This window comes from Mycobacterium sp. NGS59, assembly GCF_059812345.1.
In genome coordinates this window covers 38,879-58,858 of record NZ_JCALCN010000004.1, presented here as the reverse complement: position 1 = coordinate 58,858, position 19,980 = coordinate 38,879, and the positions used below count along the sequence as shown (strand labels likewise).

The 19,980-nt window shown below is 68.0% G+C and carries 19 protein-coding genes; 14 read left to right on the top strand and 5 right to left on the bottom strand.

Features of this window, described 5'->3' with window-relative positions:
- Positions 1-10: 10 nt before the first annotated feature.
- Positions 11-646: a (2Fe-2S)-binding protein gene (locus AC5Y46_RS06830; RefSeq protein WP_499942330.1), complete on the bottom strand. Its 636-nt coding sequence runs from the start codon at positions 644-646 to the stop codon at positions 11-13.
- A gap of 161 nt (positions 647-807) precedes the next feature.
- On the opposite strand from AC5Y46_RS06830, the gene recA reads away from it, so the two are divergent.
- Genes recA through AC5Y46_RS06810 form a run of 4 tightly spaced genes read left to right on the top strand, consistent with a single transcriptional unit; the run spans position 808 to position 4,502 of the window.
- Complete coding sequence (gene recA / locus AC5Y46_RS06825) at positions 808-1,848, top strand: recombinase RecA (protein ID WP_499942331.1); 1,041 nt, start codon at positions 808-810, stop codon at positions 1,846-1,848.
- Complete coding sequence (gene recX / locus AC5Y46_RS06820) at positions 1,814-2,332, top strand: recombination regulator RecX (protein ID WP_499942333.1); 519 nt, start codon at positions 1,814-1,816, stop codon at positions 2,330-2,332. The genes recA and recX overlap by 35 nt, the downstream gene beginning before the upstream one ends.
- 38 nt (positions 2,333-2,370) lie before the next feature.
- Positions 2,371-3,894, top strand: a complete 1,524-nt coding sequence (gene miaB, locus AC5Y46_RS06815) for a tRNA (N6-isopentenyl adenosine(37)-C2)-methylthiotransferase MiaB (protein ID WP_499942335.1) — start codon at positions 2,371-2,373, stop codon at positions 3,892-3,894.
- An 11-nt stretch (positions 3,895-3,905) separates the two neighbouring features.
- Entirely contained in the window at positions 3,906-4,502 is a 597-nt protein-coding gene (locus AC5Y46_RS06810) for an Rv2732c family membrane protein (RefSeq protein ID WP_499942337.1), read from the top strand.
- Here the strand turns inward: AC5Y46_RS06810 and AC5Y46_RS06805 are convergent.
- Positions 4,499-5,866, bottom strand: coding sequence for a DUF349 domain-containing protein (locus AC5Y46_RS06805; RefSeq protein ID WP_499942387.1), 1,368 nt, complete (start codon positions 5,864-5,866; stop codon positions 4,499-4,501). The genes AC5Y46_RS06810 and AC5Y46_RS06805 overlap by 4 nt on opposite strands.
- A 529-nt stretch (positions 5,867-6,395) precedes the next feature.
- Here AC5Y46_RS06805 and AC5Y46_RS06800 point away from each other — a divergent pair.
- The 7 genes from AC5Y46_RS06800 (at position 6,396) to AC5Y46_RS06770 (ending at position 15,356) form a co-directional block, all read left to right on the top strand.
- Positions 6,396-7,361, top strand: a complete 966-nt coding sequence (locus tag AC5Y46_RS06800) for a DMT family transporter (protein WP_499942338.1) — start codon at positions 6,396-6,398, stop codon at positions 7,359-7,361.
- 38 nt (positions 7,362-7,399) lie between these two features.
- Positions 7,400-8,089: a class III extradiol ring-cleavage dioxygenase family protein gene (locus tag AC5Y46_RS06795; protein WP_499990498.1), complete on the top strand. Its 690-nt coding sequence runs from the start codon at positions 7,400-7,402 to the stop codon at positions 8,087-8,089.
- Positions 8,086-9,006: a tRNA (adenosine(37)-N6)-dimethylallyltransferase MiaA gene (gene miaA, locus AC5Y46_RS06790; protein WP_499946293.1), complete on the top strand. Its 921-nt coding sequence runs from the start codon at positions 8,086-8,088 to the stop codon at positions 9,004-9,006. The genes AC5Y46_RS06795 and miaA overlap by 4 nt, the downstream gene beginning before the upstream one ends.
- Before the next feature lie 4 nt (positions 9,007-9,010).
- The gene (gene dapF, locus AC5Y46_RS06785) at positions 9,011-9,880 is read left to right on the top strand and encodes a diaminopimelate epimerase (RefSeq protein WP_499990496.1); all 870 of its coding nucleotides are present in this window, start codon (positions 9,011-9,013) and stop codon (positions 9,878-9,880) included.
- Between the two features lie 47 nt (positions 9,881-9,927).
- Positions 9,928-11,358, top strand: a complete 1,431-nt coding sequence (hflX, locus tag AC5Y46_RS06780; RefSeq protein WP_499946291.1) for a GTPase HflX — start codon at positions 9,928-9,930, stop codon at positions 11,356-11,358.
- A 74-nt stretch (positions 11,359-11,432) separates the two neighbouring features.
- The gene (locus AC5Y46_RS06775; RefSeq protein ID WP_499946290.1) at positions 11,433-12,593 is read left to right on the top strand and encodes an acyl-CoA dehydrogenase family protein; all 1,161 of its coding nucleotides are present in this window, start codon (positions 11,433-11,435) and stop codon (positions 12,591-12,593) included.
- A gap of 447 nt (positions 12,594-13,040) precedes the next feature.
- Complete coding sequence (locus tag AC5Y46_RS06770; RefSeq protein ID WP_499946289.1) at positions 13,041-15,356, top strand: LGFP repeat-containing protein; 2,316 nt, start codon at positions 13,041-13,043, stop codon at positions 15,354-15,356.
- A gap of 9 nt (positions 15,357-15,365) precedes the next feature.
- Here the strand turns inward: AC5Y46_RS06770 and lexA are convergent, their stop codons facing one another.
- Positions 15,366-16,034 (bottom strand): transcriptional repressor LexA, encoded by a 669-nt coding sequence (gene lexA, locus AC5Y46_RS06765; protein ID WP_499946288.1) that lies wholly within the window; start codon positions 16,032-16,034, stop codon positions 15,366-15,368.
- Between the two features lie 293 nt (positions 16,035-16,327).
- Here lexA and AC5Y46_RS06760 point away from each other — a divergent pair, with 293 nt between their 5' ends.
- From AC5Y46_RS06760 to AC5Y46_RS06750, 3 genes are all read left to right on the top strand, one after another.
- Positions 16,328-16,834 carry a LysM peptidoglycan-binding domain-containing protein gene (locus AC5Y46_RS06760; protein ID WP_499946287.1) on the top strand — a complete coding sequence of 169 codons (507 nt, stop codon included), beginning with the start codon at positions 16,328-16,330 and terminating at the stop codon, positions 16,832-16,834.
- An 88-nt stretch (positions 16,835-16,922) separates the two neighbouring features.
- Positions 16,923-17,384, top strand: a complete 462-nt coding sequence (nrdR, locus tag AC5Y46_RS06755) for a transcriptional regulator NrdR (protein ID WP_499946286.1) — start codon at positions 16,923-16,925, stop codon at positions 17,382-17,384.
- A 17-nt stretch (positions 17,385-17,401) separates the two neighbouring features.
- Positions 17,402-17,887 (top strand): peroxynitrite isomerase, encoded by a 486-nt coding sequence (locus tag AC5Y46_RS06750; RefSeq protein ID WP_499946285.1) that lies wholly within the window; start codon positions 17,402-17,404, stop codon positions 17,885-17,887.
- Between the two features lie 24 nt (positions 17,888-17,911).
- Here AC5Y46_RS06750 and AC5Y46_RS06745 read toward each other — a convergent pair whose 3' ends face one another.
- Entirely contained in the window at positions 17,912-18,937 is a 1,026-nt protein-coding gene (locus tag AC5Y46_RS06745; protein WP_499946284.1) for an alpha/beta fold hydrolase, read from the bottom strand.
- A 41-nt stretch (positions 18,938-18,978) separates the two neighbouring features.
- Entirely contained in the window at positions 18,979-19,950 is a 972-nt protein-coding gene (locus tag AC5Y46_RS06740; RefSeq protein WP_499946283.1) for a proteasome assembly chaperone family protein, read from the bottom strand.
- Positions 19,951-19,980 lie beyond the last annotated feature (30 nt).

Genomic DNA, 19,980 nt, shown 5'->3' with positions numbered 1-19,980 from the left:
AGTCAATCGGTTAGATGCCGCAGTCCCCGCATTTACCCCCGCCGGGCAGTCGGTAATACAGGCAACAGCTGTGGCGCCGGAAGCCGAGATCGCGGCTGGTGAGCACCCCGGTCCCGGCCAGGTCACCGGTGCTCAATAAGGCGGTCGTCAGCTGCGTGATCTGCTCACGCAGGTCGGGCCGCGCACCGAGCAGCATCCTTGCGGTTCCCACCAGCGCGGATGCAATGTTGCCGGAGAGCAGTCCCGGAGCCAGGTCGACGCTCAGTCCGGCTGCGAACCGCGCCATGTGGTCGGTCACCACGACGCGGTAGACCAGTTCGGGGGAGGGGTCGACGGGATCGCCGACGGGGATGGGCAGCCGCAGTTGCGCGCTGTCGTCGGCCCGCTGCAAATCGGTCAGGTCGGGCAGGACGCCGTGGGCGAGCACGCAGGCCAGCACGGGTGACCACAGTCGGGCGGCGTGGCCCAGGTGCACCAAGGACGCGCCGATGCGGCGCTCGGAGGTGCGGTACCGGCCGACGAGATCGCCGAATCCGTCGGCGTAGGACTGGGTGACCGGGTGCCACCCGACCGGGTCACCGCCGACGGTCAGGGCGAAAAACCCACCGTAAGAGGAAATCTCGGCCAGCTCCGCGGAGATGTCCATGTGGGGAGATGGTGCCACACGCGGCGTGTCGAACCCCGGTCGAACACATGTTCGTCTACTGTGGTGGCATTCGGTGATCTCGACTTGTCGGTGGCCTTCTCTAGTGTCACGGCCAACCGACCGATACCGGTCACCGAACACACGACTACAGGAGAGGCACCATGGCACAAGCCCCTGACCGCGAGAAGGCTCTCGAACTGGCGATGGCCCAGATCGAGAAGAGTTACGGCAAAGGCTCGGTGATGCGCCTCGGCGACGAGGTGCGTCAGCCGATCTCAGTTATCCCGACGGGGTCCATCGCACTGGACGTCGCCCTGGGCATCGGCGGCCTGCCCCGGGGCCGGGTCATCGAGATCTACGGCCCGGAGTCCTCGGGTAAGACCACCGTGGCGCTGCATGCGGTGGCCAATGCCCAGGCCGCCGGCGGTGTCGCGGCGTTCATCGACGCCGAGCACGCGCTGGATCCGGAGTACGCCAAGAAACTCGGCGTCGACACCGATTCGCTGCTGGTCAGCCAGCCGGACACCGGGGAGCAGGCCCTCGAGATCGCCGACATGCTGATCCGCTCGGGCGCGCTGGACATCGTGGTCATCGACTCGGTGGCCGCACTGGTGCCACGCGCGGAACTCGAAGGCGAGATGGGTGACAGCCACGTCGGGCTGCAGGCCCGGCTGATGAGCCAGGCGTTGCGGAAAATGACTGGTGCACTGAACAATTCGGGCACCACCGCGATCTTCATCAACCAGCTGCGGGAAAAGATCGGCGTGATGTTCGGGAGTCCAGAGACCACCACAGGTGGCAAGGCGCTGAAGTTCTACGCGTCGGTGCGCATGGACGTGCGGCGGATCGAGACGCTCAAGGACGGCACCAACGCGGTCGGCAACCGCACCCGGGTCAAGATCGTCAAGAACAAGGTGTCGCCGCCGTTCAAGCAGGCCGAATTCGACATCCTCTACGGCCGGGGCATCAGCCGGGAAGGCTCGCTGATCGACATGGGGGTGGACCAGGGCTTCATTCGCAAGTCCGGTTCCTGGTTCACCTACGAGGGCGAACAACTCGGTCAGGGCAAGGAAAATGCCCGCAACTTCCTGCTGGAGAACGCCGACATCGCCAACGAGATCGAGAAGAAGATCAAGGAAAAGCTCGGCATTGGCGCAGTGGTGACCGATGACAGCGTCCTGCCCGCCCCCGTCGACTTCTGAGCGGCGCGAGGAGCAGGCGCGGGCATTGTGCCTGCGCCTGCTCACCGCACGCTCCCGGACCAGGGCCGAGTTGGCCGGGCAATTGGCCAGGAAGGGCTTTCCCGACGACGTCAGCACCCGGGTGCTGGACCGGCTGGCCGGCGTCGGACTGGTGGACGACGCTGACTTCGCCGAACAGTGGGTGCGATCCCGACGGGCCAACGCGGGCAAGAGCAAGCGCGCGCTGGCCGCCGAGTTGCACACCAAGGGCGTGGACAACGACGTGATCAGCACGGTGCTGGCCGGGATCGACGCCGGCGCCGAGCGGGACCGCGCCGAGCAGTTGGTGCGGGCCCGGTTGCGCCGGGAGGTGCTGGACGACGACGACACCAGGGTCACCCGCCGACTGGTCGGGATGCTGGCCCGCCGCGGGTACAGCCAGGCGGTCGCGTGCGAGGTGGTGTTCGGCGAACTGGCTGCCGAACGGGAGCGCCGACGGGTCTAGCGCGGCCCGTGGCGGACGGGCGCCAGTACCATGGCCCCGTGACTTCGACGGTGGCCCGGCACGTGGCAGACGATGCTGCGTCGGACTCGGCGCGCACCTACCAGGTCCGCACCTACGGCTGTCAGATGAACGTCCACGACTCCGAACGGCTCGCGGGCCTGCTCGAGGCGGCCGGCTATCGACGCGCGCAGGACGGAACCGAAGCCGACATCGTCGTCTTCAACACCTGCGCCGTCCGGGAGAACGCCGACAACAAGCTCTACGGCAACCTCAGCCACCTGGCGCCACGCAAGCGCAGCAATCCCGACATGCAGATCGCGGTCGGGGGCTGTCTGGCCCAGAAAGACCGCGACACCGTGCTGCGCCGGGCGCCGTGGGTCGACGTCGTCTTCGGCACCCACAACATCGGGTCGCTGCCGACGCTGCTCGAACGCGCGCGCCACAACAACGCCGCCCAGGTGGAGATCGCCGAGGCGCTGCAGGAGTTTCCGTCGTCACTGCCGAGTACCCGCGAATCCTCTTACGCCGCTTGGGTTTCCATCTCCGTCGGCTGCAACAACAGCTGCACCTTCTGCATCGTCCCGTCGCTGCGGGGCAAGGAGGTCGACCGCAGCCCGACCGACATCCTGGCCGAGGTCCAGACGCTGGTCGACGACGGCGTGCTCGAAGTCACCCTGCTGGGCCAGAACGTGAACGCCTACGGCGTCTCCTTCGCCGACCCGGCGATACCGCGCAACCGGGGAGCTTTCGCCGAGCTGCTGCGGGCCTGCGGCGACATCGACGGCCTGGAGCGGGTCCGGTTCACCTCGCCGCACCCCGCCGAGTTCACCGACGACGTCATCGAAGCGATGGCCCAGACCCCCAACGTCTGCCCGGCGCTGCACATGCCGTTGCAGTCCGGATCTGATCGGATCCTGCGCGCGATGCGCCGCTCCTATCGCGCCGAGCGCTACCTGGGCATCATCGAACGCGTGCGCGCGGCCATGCCGCACGCCGCCATCACCACCGACCTGATCGTCGGTTTCCCCGGCGAAACCGAAGAGGACTTCGCAGCCACCCTCGACGTCGTGGCCCAGGCTCGCTTCGCCGCCGCGTTCACCTTCCAGTACTCCCAGCGCCCCGGTACCCCGGCCGCGGAGCTGCCCGACCAGCTTCCGAAAGCCGTTGTGCAGGAACGTTATGAACGGCTGGTCGAGCTGCAGGAGCGGATCTCGCTCGAACACAATCGCGCCCTAATCGGCCGGACCGTCGAGCTGCTCATCGCCACCGGCGAAGGGCGCAAGGATGCCAGCACCGCACGAATGAGCGGGCGGGCACGCGACGGCCGGCTGGTCCACTTCAAAACCGATGGCGAGTCGGTGCGGCCCGGCGACGTCGTCACCGTGCAGGTCACCGATGCCGCTCCGCACCATTTGATCGCCGATGCCGGCATCCTGACCCACCGTCGCACCCGTGCCGGCGATGCTCACGCAACCGGCCGGCGCCCGGGCGGTGTCGGTCTCGGGATGCCCGGCGTCGGGCAGCCCAGCGCCGCGGTCCAGACCCTCGGCTGCCGCGGATAGGCTGGAACGAGATGAGCGAGCAACCGAACGCGGCGGATTTCGACGCCTACCGGTCTGAAATCGAGGCTGCGGAGCGCCGCGTCGCACGGGAGATCGATCCCGGGGCGCGGGCGCTGGTCGTGGCAATCCTGGTTTTCGTTTTGCTGGGATCGTTCGTACTGCCGCACACCGGCAGCGTGCGCGGCTGGGACCTGCTGTTCAACACCCACGGCGCAGCGGGCACCGTGTCGGCGCTGCCGTTGCGGGTCTTCGTCTGGTTGACGCTGGTGTTCGCGGTCGGGTTCTCGATGCTGGCGTTGCTGACCCGGCGCTGGGCGGTGGCCTGGGTGGCGCTGGCGGGTTCGGCGTTGGCCAGCGCCACCGGACTGCTGGCCGTCTGGTCACGACAGACCGTCCCGGCAGGCCAGCCCGGCCCGGGTATCGGGCTGTTCGTCTGCTGGATCTCGGTAATCCTGCTGGCGTTCCACTGGGCGCGAGTGGTCTGGCAGCGCACCATCGTGCAACTGGCCGCCGAGGAACAGCGTCGCCGAGTGGTCGCGCAACACCAGTCCAAAACGCTCTTGGACAACCTGGACCAGACCGACAAACCCGACCCGGACGACGGCTAGGACCTGCGGGTCAGCGCCTTGGCAGCGGCATCCGCCCACTGCCGCCACTGCTCGGCATTCGCCTTCGCCGTTTCGGCTTCCTTGGTCTTGCCCGCCGCGACAGCCTTCGCGGCCTGCTGCTCGTACTGCTCGGCGCGCGAGCGGAACTGCTCGGCGCGGGCCTGCGCCTGCGGGTCGGTGCGGTCCGACTCCCCGGCATCGCGCACCTTCTTCTCCACTGCGCGCAGCCGTCGCTCGAGATCCGCGGACCGCTCCCGCGGCACCTTGCCGATGGCGTCCCACTTGTCACCGATCGTGCGCAACGCGGCCCGGGCGGCGTCCTGGTTGCTGGGATCGATCTTCTCGGCCTCGGCCAGCAGCGCCTCCTTGGCCAGCGCGTTGGCGCGCAACTCGGCGTCCTTCTCCGCGGTGACGGCATTGCGTGCGGTGAAGAAGGAATCCTGTGCCGCCTTGAAGCGGCGCCACAGCGCGTCGTCGACGTCCTTGCTGGCGCGCCCCGCTGCTTTCCATTCCGTCAGGAGTTTGCGGAACTCCGCGCTGGTGGCGGCCCAGTCCGTGGAGTCCGACAACGATTCGGCGCGCTGGCACAGCCGCTCCTTGGTCTGGCGCACACCCGACCGCTCCCGATCCAGTTCGGCGAAGTGGGATCCGCGCCGCCGGTTGAACGTCTCACGGGCACTCGAGTAACGCTTCCACAGCGCGTCGTCGACCTTACGGTCCAGCCCGCTGATCGTCTTCCACTCCTCGAGGATGGCGCGCAGACGGTCGCCGGCAACCTTCCACTGGGTGGAGTTGGCGGCCAGATCTTCGGCCTCGACGGCCAGCGCCTCCTTGCGGGCGGTCTGCGCGGCCCGATGCTCTTCGCGACGGGATCGGTGCGCGGTGACGTAGACGTCGATGCGGGCGCGAATGTCGGACAACCGGCCGGCCAGCGCGTCCACGTCGCCGAGCACCGCCGCCGTCGAGAGCGTCTCGGCCAGTGCCGCGGCGTTGGCGTTGATCTTGCGGGGATCTCCGGTCCCGGATACCAGCCGCTCCTCCATCAGGGTGACCTCGGTGGACAGATCGTCGAAACGCCTGCCGAAGTGCGCGAACGCGGCTTCCCGGTCTCCGGCCTGCCACGAGCCGACGACACGCTCGCCGGATCGGCTGATCAACCACACGGTGCCGTCGTCGTCGACCCGGCCGAACCGGTGCGGATCGCTGTGCGGGGCCTTCGCCAGGTGATGTGCGGCCGCGGGGCGGGAACCAGATCCGGGCGCCGGCCCGGGACGTGGCCTCGGACGGGGTCCTGGCACCGGCCTGGCGGCGGGTTCACTGATCGACTCTGCGGAGTCGTTGCCACGGGGCTGGTCACCCGTCATAACGCTCGTCACCTATCCTTCTCCGATCGCGCGGTCGACTTCCCGCGCAGCTGCCGCGCGAAGCGGCACCTCGACGGTTGGCAGTTCCGTCTCGGTCGCCAACCGGTTTTCCACAAGTATTGAAGCAGTTCGGCGTGCGCTGCGCGGCCACCTTGGGTCACCGATGCTGTCTGCACCACGGCGACCAGTCGGTGAAGCCGATGGCGGGGGTAACGAATCGGTTCCCGTTCAGTTGCACCGGATAGCCGTCTCAGGCGTGCGGGTACCGTAGCGATGGGCGCGACTCCATCGTGGTGTTCACAGCTGCCACATAGCTAGACCTGGGTGGCGCTCAGTTCGATGAGCAAAGCTGTGGGTCGACAAAGTCGAGTATCGGAGGCGTCGGAAAACGGTAGGCGACCGGCTGAGTCACTGTTCACAGCCGGGGCCGAGCCATAAAGTAGTCGGTTAACTACCAGTGAAAACCAGGTGTACGCACCTGGCACCGTGGGGAACGCTGGTAGCGAAGTTTGGGGAATTGAGGATCGCGATGTCAATGGTTGGTATCGCCGGGGGCATCGCCCTTGTCGCGGCGTTCGCATCGGCAACCGGTGACGTGATCCGGCAGCGCTCCGCCCACGAGATCACCGATGAAGAGGTCGGCCATCTCAAGCTCTTCGGCATGTCGTTGCGCGACCTTCGCTGGTGGACCGGCGGTCTGTGCGCGATCCTGAACTACAGCCTGCAGGCGGTGGCGTTGATCTGGGCATCGGTGATGCTGGTGACCACGCTTCAGGTGACCGCCCTGCTGTTCGCGTTGCCGATCTACTCACGTCTCACCCACCACAAGATCACCCGGTCGGAATGGGTGTGGGCCGTCACGCTGGCCGCGGCCCTGGCGGTGGTGATCAAAGTCGGCGACCCGGCGCACGGCAATGAACGCGCGCCCCTGCTGACCTGGCTGATTGTCGCCGCGGTGATGGGACCGATCCTGGTGTCGTGTCTGATTGCGGCGAAGGTGTGGCACGGACGGCCGCAAGCGGCGGTGCTGTTGGCATTCGTCGCGGGTTCGTCGCTGGCGCTGTTCGCGGTGCTCACCAAGGGTGTCGTCCACGTGCTGCACGACGACGGCCTCGGGGCCGCGCTGACGTCGCCGGAGTTCATTCCGTGGTTGGTGACGATGCTGTGCGGGATGATCTTCCAGCAGTCCGCTTTCCGCGCCGGCGCGCTGACCGCATCGTTGCCGACGATGACCGTCGCCAAGCCCGTGGTGGCCGCGACGCTGGGCATCCTGGTGCTCTCCGAGACGATCGACGCCGACGGCGCAGAGGCTTTCGTCTTGCTCGCGGCCGTCGCCCTGGTGATCGTCGCCACCGTGGCGCTGGCGCGCGGCGAGGCCGCTCAGATCGTCGCCGACGCCGGCGCCGACAGCCCCCGGGACGAGGAACCCGCGCCGTCACCCACCCCGACCGCGATCGCGGCCGACGGCGCCGCCCTCGGACCCACGCCCGGGTAGGCGGCCCCGACTCCGCACCGGACGTTTAGTTTGGTGGCGTGCTCAGCGCCGTCGCGATCGTGCCGTCCGCGCCGGTGCTCGTCCCCGAACTCGCCGGCGCGGCCGACGCCGAGATCGCCGATCTGAGCGCGGCGGTGACCGCGGCGGCCGCCGTCCTGCCCGCGCGCTGGATCGCCGTGGGCATCGGCGAAACCGATGCGGTGTTCGGTCCCGGAAGTGCGGGTACTTTCGCGGGATTCGGGGTCGACGTGCGGGTCGCGCTGGCACCGCACGACGAGGATCGATCCCCGATGGACCTACCGCTGTGCGCCCTCATCGCGGCTTGGCTGCGCGGTCGGGTCCGACCCGGCGGCAGCGCGCGAGTCCAGGTGTACGAGGCCGGCCAGGACGCCGCCGACGCGCTGGCCTGCGGGCGCCGGCTGCGCGCCGAGATCGACCGCGACCCCGAACCGGTCGGCGTGCTGATCGTGGCCGACGGCGCCAATACCCTCACCGCCCGCGCACCCGGGGGCTACGACCCCGCCGGCACCGAGGCGCAGCACACCCTCGATGACGCCCTGGCCCGCGGCGACGTCGAGGCCCTGACCCGGCTGCCGGACCGGGTCCTGGGGCGTACGGCGTTCGCGGTGCTGGCCGGCGTGGCCGAGCCCGGCCCCCGTACCGTCAAGGAGCTGTACCGCGGATTCCCTTGCGGTGTCGGCTATTTCGTCGGTGTCTGGCAGCCGTGAGACCGCTGGCAATCGTCGGTCCAACCGGCACCGGCAAGTCGCAACTGGCACTTGACGTCGCCGAGAGGCTCGGCAGTCGGGCGGAGATAGTGAACGCCGACGCGATGCAGCTCTACCGCGGCATGGATATCGGGACCGCCAAGTTGCCCGCCGCGCAGCGCCGCGGCATCCCGCATCACCAACTCGACGTGCTGGACGTCACCGAGACCGCGACCGTGGCCAACTACCAGCAGGCCGCCGCGGCTGACATCGAAGCGATCCTGGGCCGGGGAGCGGTGCCGATCGTGGTCGGCGGGTCGATGCTCTACCTTCAGTCGCTGCTGGACGACTGGTCGTTTCCGGCGACCGACCCCGCCGTGCGGGCCCGGTGGGAACGCCGCCTCGCCGAAATCGGTGTCGGCGAGTTGCACGCCGAACTGGCCCGCCGGGATCCCGCCGCGGCCGCGACGATCCTGCCCACCGACGGTCGCCGCACGGTGCGCGCACTGGAGGTCATCGAACTCACCGGCCAACCGTTCGCCGCGTCGGCACCGCGCATCGGAGCCCCGCGCTGGGACACGATGATCGTCGGATTGGACTGCGAGACAACGGTTCTCGACGAGCGGCTGGCGCGACGCACCGAAACGATGTTCGCCGACGGCCTGGTCGAGGAGGTGCGCGGGTTGCTCACCCGCGGCCTGCGCGAGGGCGTCACCGCATGCCGCGCGCTGGGGTACGCGCAGGTGATCGCGGCGCTGGATGCCGGCGCAACGCCGGCGTTGCTGGAAGACGCGCAGCAACAGACCTTCGTCGGTACCCGCCGGTATGTGCGACGGCAGCGATCCTGGTTCCGCCGCGATCATCGGGTGCGCTGGATCGACGGGTCCGCCTCCGACGCCGTGGACGAGGCGGTGCGGGCATGGCGGCACGTACCCTGATCGGGTGCACTTCGCCAAGGGCCACGGCACCCAGAACGACTTCGTGCTGCTGCCCGACGTCCGGGCCGAGACCGACCTGTCCGCTGCCCGGGTCGCCGCGTTATGCGACCGGCGCCGGGGCTTGGGAGCCGACGGAGTCCTGCGGGTCACCACAGCCGGAGCAGCGCTGACCGTCGGCGCGCTCGATCGGATGCCCGACGGGGTACGCGCCGACGACTGGTACATGGACTACCGCAACGCCGACGGATCCACCGCGCAGATGTGCGGCAACGGTGTGCGGGTTTTCGCTCACTACCTGCGGGCCAGCGGGCTGGAGTCGCGCAACGAGTTCGTCGTCGGGTCACTCGCCGGACCGCGGCAGGTCACCATGCACAGCGTCGATGCGTCCAACGCCGACGTCACCGTCGACATGGGCAAGGCCAACCGGCTCGGCAGCGGCGAAGCGGTGGTGGGCGGCAGGCGATTCACCGGCGTGGCCGTCGACGTGGGCAACCCGCACCTGGCCTGCGTCGACCCGCAGCTGACCCCCGCGGAACTGGCGGCGCTGGACGTCGCGGCGCCGGTCAGCTTCGACCGCCGGCAGTTTCCCGAAGGCGTCAACGTCGAGGTTCTCACCGCACCCGCGCAGGGCGTGGTGTGCATGCGGGTGCACGAACGCGGGGTGGGGGAGACCCGCTCCTGCGGAACCGGGACGGTGGCCGCCGCGGTCGCGGCGTTGGCCACCGAGCACGCCGAGACCGGGACAGTCACCGTGCGGGTGCCCGGCGGCGACGTCCTCGTCACCGTCACAGACGCGACCAGTTTCCTGCGCGGGCCCTCGGTACTGGTGGCGCGCGGGGAACTCGACGACGGCTGGTGGGCGTCACAAGCCTGATATTCGGGTGCGTCGGCCGTCGCGACGTGCCACCATCGAAATTGCTTATGAATTATCCAGATTCGCCCGAGACGGGCCTACCGGAATCCTTGCCCAGCGTCGGTGAGCTGGCCCTCGAGGATCGATCCGCGCTGCGCCGGGTCGCCGGACTGTCGACCGAACTCACCGACGTCTCCGAGGTCGAGTACCGACAGCTGCGGCTGGAACGGGTGGTGCTGGTCGGGGTGTGGACCGAGGGCAGCGCGTCCGACAACCAGGCCAGCATGGCCGAGCTGGCCGCCCTGGCCGAGACCGCCGGCTCCGAGGTGCTCGAAGGGCTCATCCAGCGCCGCGACCGGCCCGACCCGTCCACCTACATCGGCTCGGGCAAGGCCCAGGAGCTGCGCGAAGTGGTGGTGGCCACCGGCGCCGACACGGTGATCTGCGACGGCGAGCTGTCCCCGGCGCAGTTGACCGCGTTGGAGAAGGCGGTCAAGGTCAAGGTCATCGACCGCACCGCGCTGATTCTGGACATCTTCGCCCAGCACGCCACCAGCCGGGAAGGCAAGGCGCAGGTGGCGCTCGCGCAGATGGAGTACATGCTTCCGCGGCTGCGCGGTTGGGGTGAGTCGATGTCGCGCCAGGCCGGTGGCCGCGCCGGCGGCAGCGGCGGCGGGGTGGGCCTGCGCGGTCCGGGTGAGACCAAGATCGAGACCGACCGGCGCCGCATCCGCGAGCGGATGGCCAAGCTGCGTCGTGACATCAAGGCGATGAAGCAGGTCCGCGACACTCAGCGCAGTCGCCGGTTGCAGGCCGACATGCCCTCGATCGCCATCGTCGGCTACACCAACGCCGGGAAATCCAGCGTGCTCAACGCGCTGACCGGAGCCGGCGTCCTGGTGCAGGACGCGCTGTTCGCCACCCTGGAACCCACCACCCGGCGCGCCGAATGGGACGACGGCCGGGCGTTCGTGCTCACCGACACCGTCGGCTTCGTCCGGCACCTGCCGACCCAACTGGTGGAGGCGTTCCGGTCCACGTTGGAAGAGGTGGTGGACGCCGACCTGCTGGTGCACGTGGTCGACGGTTCCGACGTCAACCCGTTCGCGCAGATCAGCGCGGTGCGGCAGGTCGTTTCGGAGGTGATCGCGGATCATCACGGCGATGCCGCGCCGGAACTGCTGGTGGTGAACAAGATCGACGCGGCGGACGATTTGATGCTGGCCAGGCTGCGTCACGAACTGCCCGGCGCGGTTTTCGTCTCCGCTCGCACCGGGGAGGGGATCGACGCGCTGCGCCGGCGGATGGCCGAACTCGCGGCGCCGACCGACACCGCGATCGACGTGGTGATCCCCTACGACCGCGGTGATCTGGTGGCCCGGCTGCACTCCGACGGACGGGTGCAGCAGGCCGAGCACCAGGCGGACGGCACCCGGATCCAAGCCAGAGTCCCGTTCGCACTGGCCGCCGCGCTGCAGGAGTTCGCGCCGCGCGCCTAGCGGCGTCCCCGTGCCGACCAACCACCCGGTTGGTATATCTTGGGGCGGAGAGACTTCATCGCCGGAGGTAATCCATGGGTAGTGCCGTCAAATACCAGCGCACACTGTTCGAACCCGAGCACGATCTGTTCCGGGAGTCCTACCGGACCTTCCTGGATCGTCACGTCGCGCCCTACCACGAGGAGTGGGAGAAGGCCAAGATCGTCGACCGCGGGGTGTGGCTGGAGGCCGGCAAACAAGGGTTCCTCGGCATGGCGGTGCCCGAGGAGTACGGCGGCGGGGGCAATCCCGACTTCCGGTACAACACGATCGTCACCGAGGAAACCACCCGCGGCCGCTACAGCGGCATCGGGTTCGGCCTGCACAACGACATCATCGCGCCCTACCTGTTGCACCTGGCCACCGACGAGCAGAAGCAGCGCTGGTTGCCCAAGTTCTGCAGCGGCGAACTGATCACCGCGATCGCGATGACCGAGCCGGGAACGGGCAGCGACCTGCAGGGCATCAAGACCCGAGCGGTCAAAGAAGGCGATCACTACGTACTGAACGGCGCGAAGACGTTCATCACCAACGGGATCAACTCCGACCTGGTGATCGTGGTGGCCCAGACCGACCCCGACAAGGGTGCTCAGGGGTTCAGCTTGCTGGTCGTCGAACGGGGCATGGAGGGCTTCGAGCGGGGCCGCCACCTGGACAAGATCGGCCTGGACGCCCAGGACACCGCCGAGCTGTCGTTCACCGACGTCAAGGTGCCGGCGGAGAACCTGCTCGGCGAAGAAGGCATGGGGTTCATCTACCTGATGCAGAACCTGCCGCAGGAGCGGATCAACATCGCCGTCATGGCCGCCACGGCGATGGAGACCGTGCTGGAAGAGACCTTGCAGTACACCAAGGAGCGCAAGGCATTCCGCAAACCGATCGGCAGCTTCCAGAACAGCCGCTTCCTGCTGGCCGAGCTGGCCACCGAGGCCACCGTGGTGCGCATCATGGTCGACCAGTTCCTGGCGCTGCACCTGGAAGGCAAGTTGACCGCCGAGCAGGCCGCGATGGCCAAGTGGTACTCCACCGAGAAGCAGGTCCACCTGATCGACCGCTGCCTGCAGCTGCACGGCGGATACGGCTACATGCGCGAATACAACGTCGCGCGTGCCTATCTGGACGCTCGGGTGCAGACCATCTACGGCGGGACGACCGAGATCATGAAGGAGATCATCGGCCGCAGCCTGGGCGTCTGACCGAGGCCGCCTCGCGTTGTTCGTCCGCCGGACACATCGCGTACGGACCCGATGCACAACGTTGACGGGATCGAGTCCTGACGTAACGTCGGTGCGTGCGTAGCGCGTGCGTTGACGGGGACGAGGTGCATTCCGTTGCCCGGTGTGCAGGGCCGTCGTGAGCTGGGCTTTGTCCCGCTACGGTAGAGAATTTGCCGGACCGTCGGCGACGATCCGCAGGACCCTCAGCCGGCTCCGGGATTTCTCGCGACACGGACGCAGCACCGCATCATTTCGACATCGGGTCGATATCCGTTTCCGTAGTATCTACAATTTGACTTCGCATTTCTCGTTCGCTAGAGCAAAGTTATGCGAGCCCGGCCGCGATGCGATTCGTAGCTGGGGAACGGCCCACGGCGGTGGATCCGCCGGCTCGCCGGGTGGGCAGGGCATCAGCTGGGAGGCTTGGTGAACGGGCGGAGAGGTCATTTGAGCAAGCTGGTCGGGCGGGCGCTGCTGGGCTTGGCGGCTGGCGCGTTGGCCGTCACGCTGCTGGCGCCGACAGCGTCGGCGTCTCCGATCGGCGACGCCGAGGCGGCCATGATGGCCGCGTGGGAGAAGGCCGGCGGCGACACGTCCACGCTGGGCGCCCGGAAGGGCGACGTCTATCCCGTGGGCGACGGATTCGCGCTGGACTTCGACGGCGGCAAGATGTACTTCACGCCGGCTACCGGCGCCAAGTTCATGTTCGGCCCCATTCTGGACAAGTACGAATCTTTGGGCGGACCGGCGGGCAGCGACCTGGGATTTCCGTCCATCAACGAAGTTCCGGGCCTCGCCGGACCGGACAGCCGCGTCAGCACGTTCGCAGCCAGCGACAACCCGGTGATCTTCTGGACGCCCGACCACGGCGCGTTCGTGGTGCGTGGCGCGCTCAACGCCGCCTGGGACAAGCTGGGCAGCTCGGGCGGGGTGCTGGGCGCCCCGATCGGCGACGAGACCTATGACGCCGAGGTGACTTCGCAGAAGTTCACCGGTGGTGAGGTGTCCTGGAACCGCAAGACCAAGGAGTTCAGCACCAATCCGCCGGGCCTGGCCGAGCAGCTCAAGGGGCTGCAGGTGGCGATCGACCCCACCGCCGCCATCAACATGTCCTGGCGTGCCGCCGGCGGCGCCAACGGGCCGCTGGGCGCCAAGAAGGGCAACCAGTACCCGATCGGCGGCGACGGCGTCGCTCAGGACTTCAACGGCGGCAAGATCTTCTTCAGCCCGGCGACCGGCGCCAACGCCGTCGAGGGACCGATCCTGCAGAAGTATGAGGCGCTGGGCGGGCCGGTCAGCAGCGATCTGGGCTTCCCCGTCGCCAACGAGGCAGACGGCGGGATCACTCCAGCCAGCCGCGTCGCGACGTTCTCCGCGGCGGACAAGCCGGTGATCTTCTGGACCCCCGACCACGGCGCCTTCGTCGTGCGCGGGGCCATGAAGGCCGCGTGGGACAAGCTCAAGGGCGCCACCGGCAAACTCGGTGCGCCGGTGGCTGACCAGACGGTGGACGGTGACGTGGTGTCGCAGAAGTTCACCGGCGGCAAGATCTCCTGGAACCGCGCCAAGAACACCTTCAGCACCGATCCGGCGAATCTGGCGCCGCTGCTGTCCGGACTCCAGGTTTCGGGACAGAATCAGCCCAGCAATTCGGCCTCACCCCCGGCGGGCAAGAAGTTCACCTTCCACTGGTGGTGGCTGATCGCGGCCGTGCCGGTGCTGTTGCTGGTCCTGATGTGCGTGTTGGTGGTGTTGGGTCTGCGCAGGCGCCGCGCCGCGGGTCCCGATGCACCCGTCTTCGACCCGGACCCGGACCGCAACGCCGGTGTGGACTATGACCCCGGCGCGGAAGGGCGCTGGCCGCGCGAGGACATCGATTACGGTTCTGAGCGGTTCCCCCCGGCCGACGAGCACGACCAGCACGTCGAGGACCATCCCGACGCCGGCTCGGGAGCCCGGGTCAGCTGGTCCCGGGGTGGGGCGACGGCGGTCCTCCCGGTCGAGCAGGACGCCGACGACGACGAATTCACCCACGATGCCGACGAGAGCTACGACTCGTCCTCGTATGAGGAGTACGACGAGGACCCCGACGCGGTGGGCACCACGCCCATCCCGGTGGTGTCGCACGAGGGCTACGGGGAACCTTTCGAGGAGGAGCCGCGGGTTCCGGAACGGGTAGGGCCGGAGGACTACGTGCCCGAACTCTCGGCGCCACCGACGTACGTGCCGGACGCGGACGTCCCCGAAGTGCCGCACTCCCGGGAAGAGCCGGAAATCCCGGAAGTTCCGGAGATCCCGGAAATCGAGCCGGACGAGCCATACCTCGACGAATATGCGGGGGCCCGCTACCCGCAAGACGAACTCAGGGACGACGCGGAAGGCGAGTCACCCGACCTGGCGTCGCCACCGGACACCGATCCGGTGCCCGAGGCGAGAACGGGACGGCATGCGGCCGCGGACCCGGCCGGCTACGCCGCCGAAGCCGGCACGCCGTTCGGAGCGGCTCCGCAGGCCGAGGCGCCGGCGGCGGCACCGGCCGGCAGCGCCGCGGTGCGTCCGACGATCCACCTGCCGCTCGACGACGACCCCTACCGGGCCCCGGACGGCTATCCGATCAAGGCCAGCGCCCGGTTCGGTCTGTATTACACGCCCAACAGCGCGCTCTATCACGACACACTGGCCGAGATCTGGTTCGCCAACGAGGACGCCGCGCGCGCCAACGGTTTCGTCCGGGCCGACTGACGCCGGCGGCTACACCTTGCGGATGACGGTGACCACCTTGCCCAGCACGATCGCGTCGTTGCCGGGAATCGGGTCGAATGCCGGGTTGTGCGGCATCAGCCACACCTGACCGCCGGCCCGCTTGAATGTCTTGACGGTGGCCTCGCCGTCGATCATCGCCGCGACGATGTCGCCGTTGTCGGCGACGTTCTGCTGGCGCACCACCACCCAGTCCCCATCGCAGATGGCGGCTTCGACCATGGACTCACCGACGACCTTGAGCAGGAACAGCGTCCCTTCGCCGACCAGCTCGCGGGGTAGGGGGAAGACGTCCTCGACGGCCTCCTCGGCCAGGATCGGCCCGCCGGCGGCGATGCGTCCCAGCACTGGGACGAAAGTCGGCTCCGGCAACGCATCCGAACCCGCTACATCGGTGAGCGGAGGCGTCACCGTGTCGTCGGCGCTGCGCACGTCGACAGCACGCGGGCGGTTCGGGTCCCGCCGCAAGTAGCCCTTGCGCTCCAGGGTGCGCAGTTGGTGTGCCACCGAGGACGTCGACGTCAGACCGACGGCATCACCGATCTCCCGGATGCTCGGCGGATATCCGCGGGTGGTCACCGACGCGCGGATGACGTCCAGGATTGTTCGCTGTCGGTCAGTCAGCGTCGCATCGGCCGGGGTGTCGTTGCTGTCGCTCATGGCACTGAATGTAACCCCACTCCGTCCAAGAATCAAACATGTGTTCGACCGGCGTGTCGTCGCGCCGTCGAGGGCCGCCGATCTGCGGAAACAAAATGAATCACAAGTGTGTAACTTCGGCGCGTACCGGGTATCTGAAAGTCACCAGCTGGTTGCACCGACAAAAAACTTGTCGGTGGTGAGGTCTACGGTTTTGCTCGTGCGACACGCTCGCTCAAATGTTCGGTTGTCGAACACATGAGCGACTAGTGTCGAACACACGAGCGATAAGTAGTCGACCGGAGGGAAACGGCATGACACTCATCTACGCGGGTCCGCATCGCGCCAGCAACGCGCAGAGCCCGTTGAACAGGCCTCTGAACAGGCCGATTCGCGAGTTTCCCTCCTATCGGTCCGGTCAGCCACGGTCGAACAGGCCGGGCCCGTCGCGCCCGGCGGGCGCGCCGATGCGCTACTACGGCACCGGTGTCGCGAGGTCGACCGTTGTCCACCGCAGACGGCCGGTCAGTGTGGCAACCACGATCGGGCTGGCCCTGGCCGCCGGTGTCATCACCCTCTGGTTAGGGCTGATGGCCAACTTCGGCAGCATGGTCCACGGCGAATCGGTCGAGGCGGCGCCGCAGGTGCCCGCCGCGCTGGCGGTGGTGCGGGTCGAGCCGGGCGAGTCTCTGCAGGATCTCGCGGTCCGCGTGGCGCCGGGCGCACCCGTGCGCGACGTCGTCGAACGCATCCGTGACCTCAACGCGCTGGACTCCAGCGCGGTGACCGCAGGCCAGACCCTGATCGCACCGGTCGGCTGACCGGCCGCAACCCGGGCTCGGCAGGTCGCGCGGGTACTCTCGGGGTGTTCTGTTATCCGGACGTCACGGCGTGGCAAAGGAGCGGCCATTGCACTGCCCTTTCTGCCGGCATCCCGATTCCCGGGTCATTGACTCCCGGGAAACCGATGAAGGCCAGGCAATTCGCCGTCGCCGGTCGTGTCCGGAATGCGGACGCCGCTTCACCACCGTCGAGACCGCGGTGCTCGCAGTGGTCAAGCGCAGCGGCGTCACCGAGCCGTTCAGCCGGGAGAAAGTGATCAGTGGTGTGCGCCGCGCCTGCCAGGGGCGCCAGGTCGACGACGACGCGCTGAACCTGCTCGCCCAACAGGTGGAAGACGCGGTGCGGGCCGCCGGGCCGGAGGTCCCCAGCCATGAGGTCGGGCTGGCCATCCTGGGTCCGTTGCGCGAACTCGACGAAGTCGCCTACCTGCGCTTCGCCTCGGTGTACCGGTCCTTTTCCTCAGCCGACGATTTCGAACGCGAGATCGAGGCGCTGCGCGCGCACCGCAACGTATCGGCCCCGGGCTGAACGGCGTCTTCCGACCGATGGCCGCCCAACTTCATCCCGACGTCGCTGCGCTGGCGCCGCTGCTGGGTACCTGGGCGGGGCGTGGGGCGGGGGAGTACCCGACCATCGAGTCGTTCGAATACTTCGAAGAGGTCGTCTTCTCCCACGTGGGCAAGCCTTTCCTGAGCTATGGACAGAAAACGAAAGCCGTCGCCGACGGCAAACCGCTGCACGCCGAGACGGGCTATCTTCGAGTGCCGCGACAGGGCCACCTGGAACTGGTGGTTGCCCATCCCAGCGGCATCACCGAGATCGAAGGCGGCAGCTACTCGGTGCGCGACGGCGTCGTCGAAATCGACTTGGCCACAACCGATGTCGGAATGACCCCGACTGCCAAAGAAGTGTCGGCACTGGCCCGGTCGGTCCGGGTCGACGGCAACGAGCTGTCCTACTCGCTGCGCATGGCCGCTGTCGGCCAACGCCTCCAGCACCACCTGTCCGCGACGTTGCGCCGACAGTCCTGAGACCTCAACGTCGACGGCCGTGATTCAGGTGGCGCTGCGTTCGTCGGCCCCTATGGCGTTTAGCACGGCCAGCCGGGTGTCGGCGGGCCCGGAGACCGTCGCTTCGCCGCCACCGCTGCGGAGTAGTTCGCGCAGCGCGGCCTGGTCGTGGTCGGGGGGTGCGGTGGTGTCGATGAAGCTCTGCACGAGATCGAGGAACCGAGCCGGGTCGTCGTGAAACGGGAAATGGGCTGCGTCCTCGAAGATTTCGAGTTGGGAGCCCGGCATGGCGGCGTGCGCCAGGTAGGCGTGCCGCACGGGGATGACCGAATCTCTGCGGCCCCAGATGATCAGCACCGGGACGGCCTGGGTCAAATAACATCGGTCCAGCATGGTGACGATCTGACCGCGCCAGTCCACGACCGCACGCAGGGTGCGGGTGAACGCCGACGAGGCTGTTGGTTCCGGCAAGTCGTCCAGGATCCGCAGCATGTTGGGCAGATCCCGGCCGATGGCCGTCGAACCGATGGCCAAACCGGCCACCCGGCCCAGCAACTGGACCGCGGGCAGCACCAAGGGCAGCCGCAATAACGCCAGCGCTTCGGCACCCATCGGCAACGAGGCGAACCGCAGCGCGATGTTGACGTCCTTGGTGACGCCGCCGGCGCCGACCAGGACCAGTCGCTCGACCAGGTGGGGGAACTGATAGGCGAACTGCATCGCCACCCCGCCACCGAGGGAATGACCGATGATGGTGACCCGCTCGACGTCCAGCACGCTGAGCAGGTCACGCATGCCGTTGGCGTACGCCGCCGCCGAGTAGTCGGCACGCGGCTTGTCAGACTTGCCGTGCCCCAACAGATCCGGCGCGATGACCGTGAACCGCTGGGCGAGCTTGGCGTGGACACCGGTCCAGGTCGTGGAGTTGTCACCGATGCCGTGGATCAGCAGGATCGCCGGACCGGACCCGGCGATGCGGAACGCCCGCTTATAGCCGTGGATGGTGCGGTACTGCAGCGACGGGGATGTCACTTCCCGCACCGGGCGAAGATTGCGCGTCCGCACGGTCATGTCGCCAACCTTGTCATCGAGCCTTGCAAAGGCGTCCGGGGCTAACCAGGGTCGTGATCGTCATGCTTTTTCTCGGCCTGCTGGGCCAGGAAGCGCTCGAACTCCGCACCGAGCTCGTCTCCGCTGGGCAGATCCTCGTCACGGGCGAGCAGGGATCTGTTTTCCTGAGCGTCGATGAACGCATCGTACTGGCGCTCAAGCGCGCTCACCACTTGAGCGACCTCCGCGCTCGCCTGAACCTGTTCGTCGATCTTGGTCCGGATCTCCGCGGCCGCTTCGGTCAGCGCCGTCACCGGCAGGTCCAGCGATCCGGTCTTGGCCACCTGCTCCAGCAGGGCCTGCGCCGCGGCGGGGTAATCGGTCTGGGTCAGGTAGTGCGGGACGTGGACCGTGAATCCGACCACCTCGTGACCGTGTTGCGCCATCCGGTACTCCAGCAGGTTCGACGCGCTGCCCGGTACCTGGATCTCGGAGATCCACGGCGTGAAGTCGGCGATCAATTCGGCGTTGTTGGAGTGCGCCGTCATCGTGACGGGCCGGGTGTGCGGAACGGCCATCGGGACGGTGCCCAGGCCGATCGTCTGCCGCACCCCGAGTCGCTCGGCCAGCAGGCGTACCGCGTTGATGAAACGTTCCCACTTCAGGTCCGGTTCCAACCCGGCCAACAGCAGGAACGGCGTTCCGACGCTGTCGCGCAACGCATACAGGTTCAGTTCGGGATCGTCGTACTTGGTGAAGTGGTCGGTCTTGAACGTCATCAGCGGCCGCCGGGACCGGTAGTCCAGGAGTTCGTCTATCGCGAAGGACGCGACCAGCTCGGTGTCCAGCGCCGCCTTCAGGTGAGCGGCGGCCAGCCGGATCGCGTGACCGGCGTCGGAGAAACCCTCCAAGGCGTGCACCAGAACCGGGCCGCGGCCATCGGATGCCGACAATTGCGGCGCGGGGAACTCAAGCTCGTACATGCCTGGCTGTCCGCGGTGGTATTCCTGAGCTTCGCCGGGATGATCGGACATGAGTGTGCCTCCTTTCGGGGGGCTCATGGG

What these genes read in the sequence shown, in the direction of transcription:
- AC5Y46_RS06830 (WP_499942330.1), bottom strand. Translation starts at nt 646, where the DNA reads ATGGACATCTCCGCGGAGCTGGCCGAGATTTCCTCTTACGGTGGGTTT.
- recA (WP_499942331.1), top strand. Translation starts at nt 808, where the DNA reads ATGGCACAAGCCCCTGACCGCGAGAAGGCTCTCGAACTGGCGATGGCC.
- recX (WP_499942333.1), top strand. Translation starts at nt 1,814, where the DNA reads ATGACAGCGTCCTGCCCGCCCCCGTCGACTTCTGAGCGGCGCGAGGAG.
- AC5Y46_RS06810 (WP_499942337.1), top strand. Translation starts at nt 3,906, where the DNA reads ATGAGCGAGCAACCGAACGCGGCGGATTTCGACGCCTACCGGTCTGAA.
- AC5Y46_RS06805 (WP_499942387.1), bottom strand. Translation starts at nt 5,866, where the DNA reads ATGACGGGTGACCAGCCCCGTGGCAACGACTCCGCAGAGTCGATCAGT.
- AC5Y46_RS06800 (WP_499942338.1), top strand. Translation starts at nt 6,396, where the DNA reads ATGTCAATGGTTGGTATCGCCGGGGGCATCGCCCTTGTCGCGGCGTTC.
- hflX (WP_499946291.1), top strand. Translation starts at nt 9,928, where the DNA reads ATGAATTATCCAGATTCGCCCGAGACGGGCCTACCGGAATCCTTGCCC.
- AC5Y46_RS06775 (WP_499946290.1), top strand. Translation starts at nt 11,433, where the DNA reads ATGGGTAGTGCCGTCAAATACCAGCGCACACTGTTCGAACCCGAGCAC.
- lexA (WP_499946288.1), bottom strand. Translation starts at nt 16,034, where the DNA reads ATGAGCGACAGCAACGACACCCCGGCCGATGCGACGCTGACTGACCGA.
- AC5Y46_RS06760 (WP_499946287.1), top strand. Translation starts at nt 16,328, where the DNA reads ATGACACTCATCTACGCGGGTCCGCATCGCGCCAGCAACGCGCAGAGC.
- AC5Y46_RS06750 (WP_499946285.1), top strand. Translation starts at nt 17,402, where the DNA reads ATGGCCGCCCAACTTCATCCCGACGTCGCTGCGCTGGCGCCGCTGCTG.
- AC5Y46_RS06745 (WP_499946284.1), bottom strand. Translation starts at nt 18,937, where the DNA reads ATGACCGTGCGGACGCGCAATCTTCGCCCGGTGCGGGAAGTGACATCC.
- AC5Y46_RS06740 (WP_499946283.1), bottom strand. Translation starts at nt 19,950, where the DNA reads ATGTCCGATCATCCCGGCGAAGCTCAGGAATACCACCGCGGACAGCCA.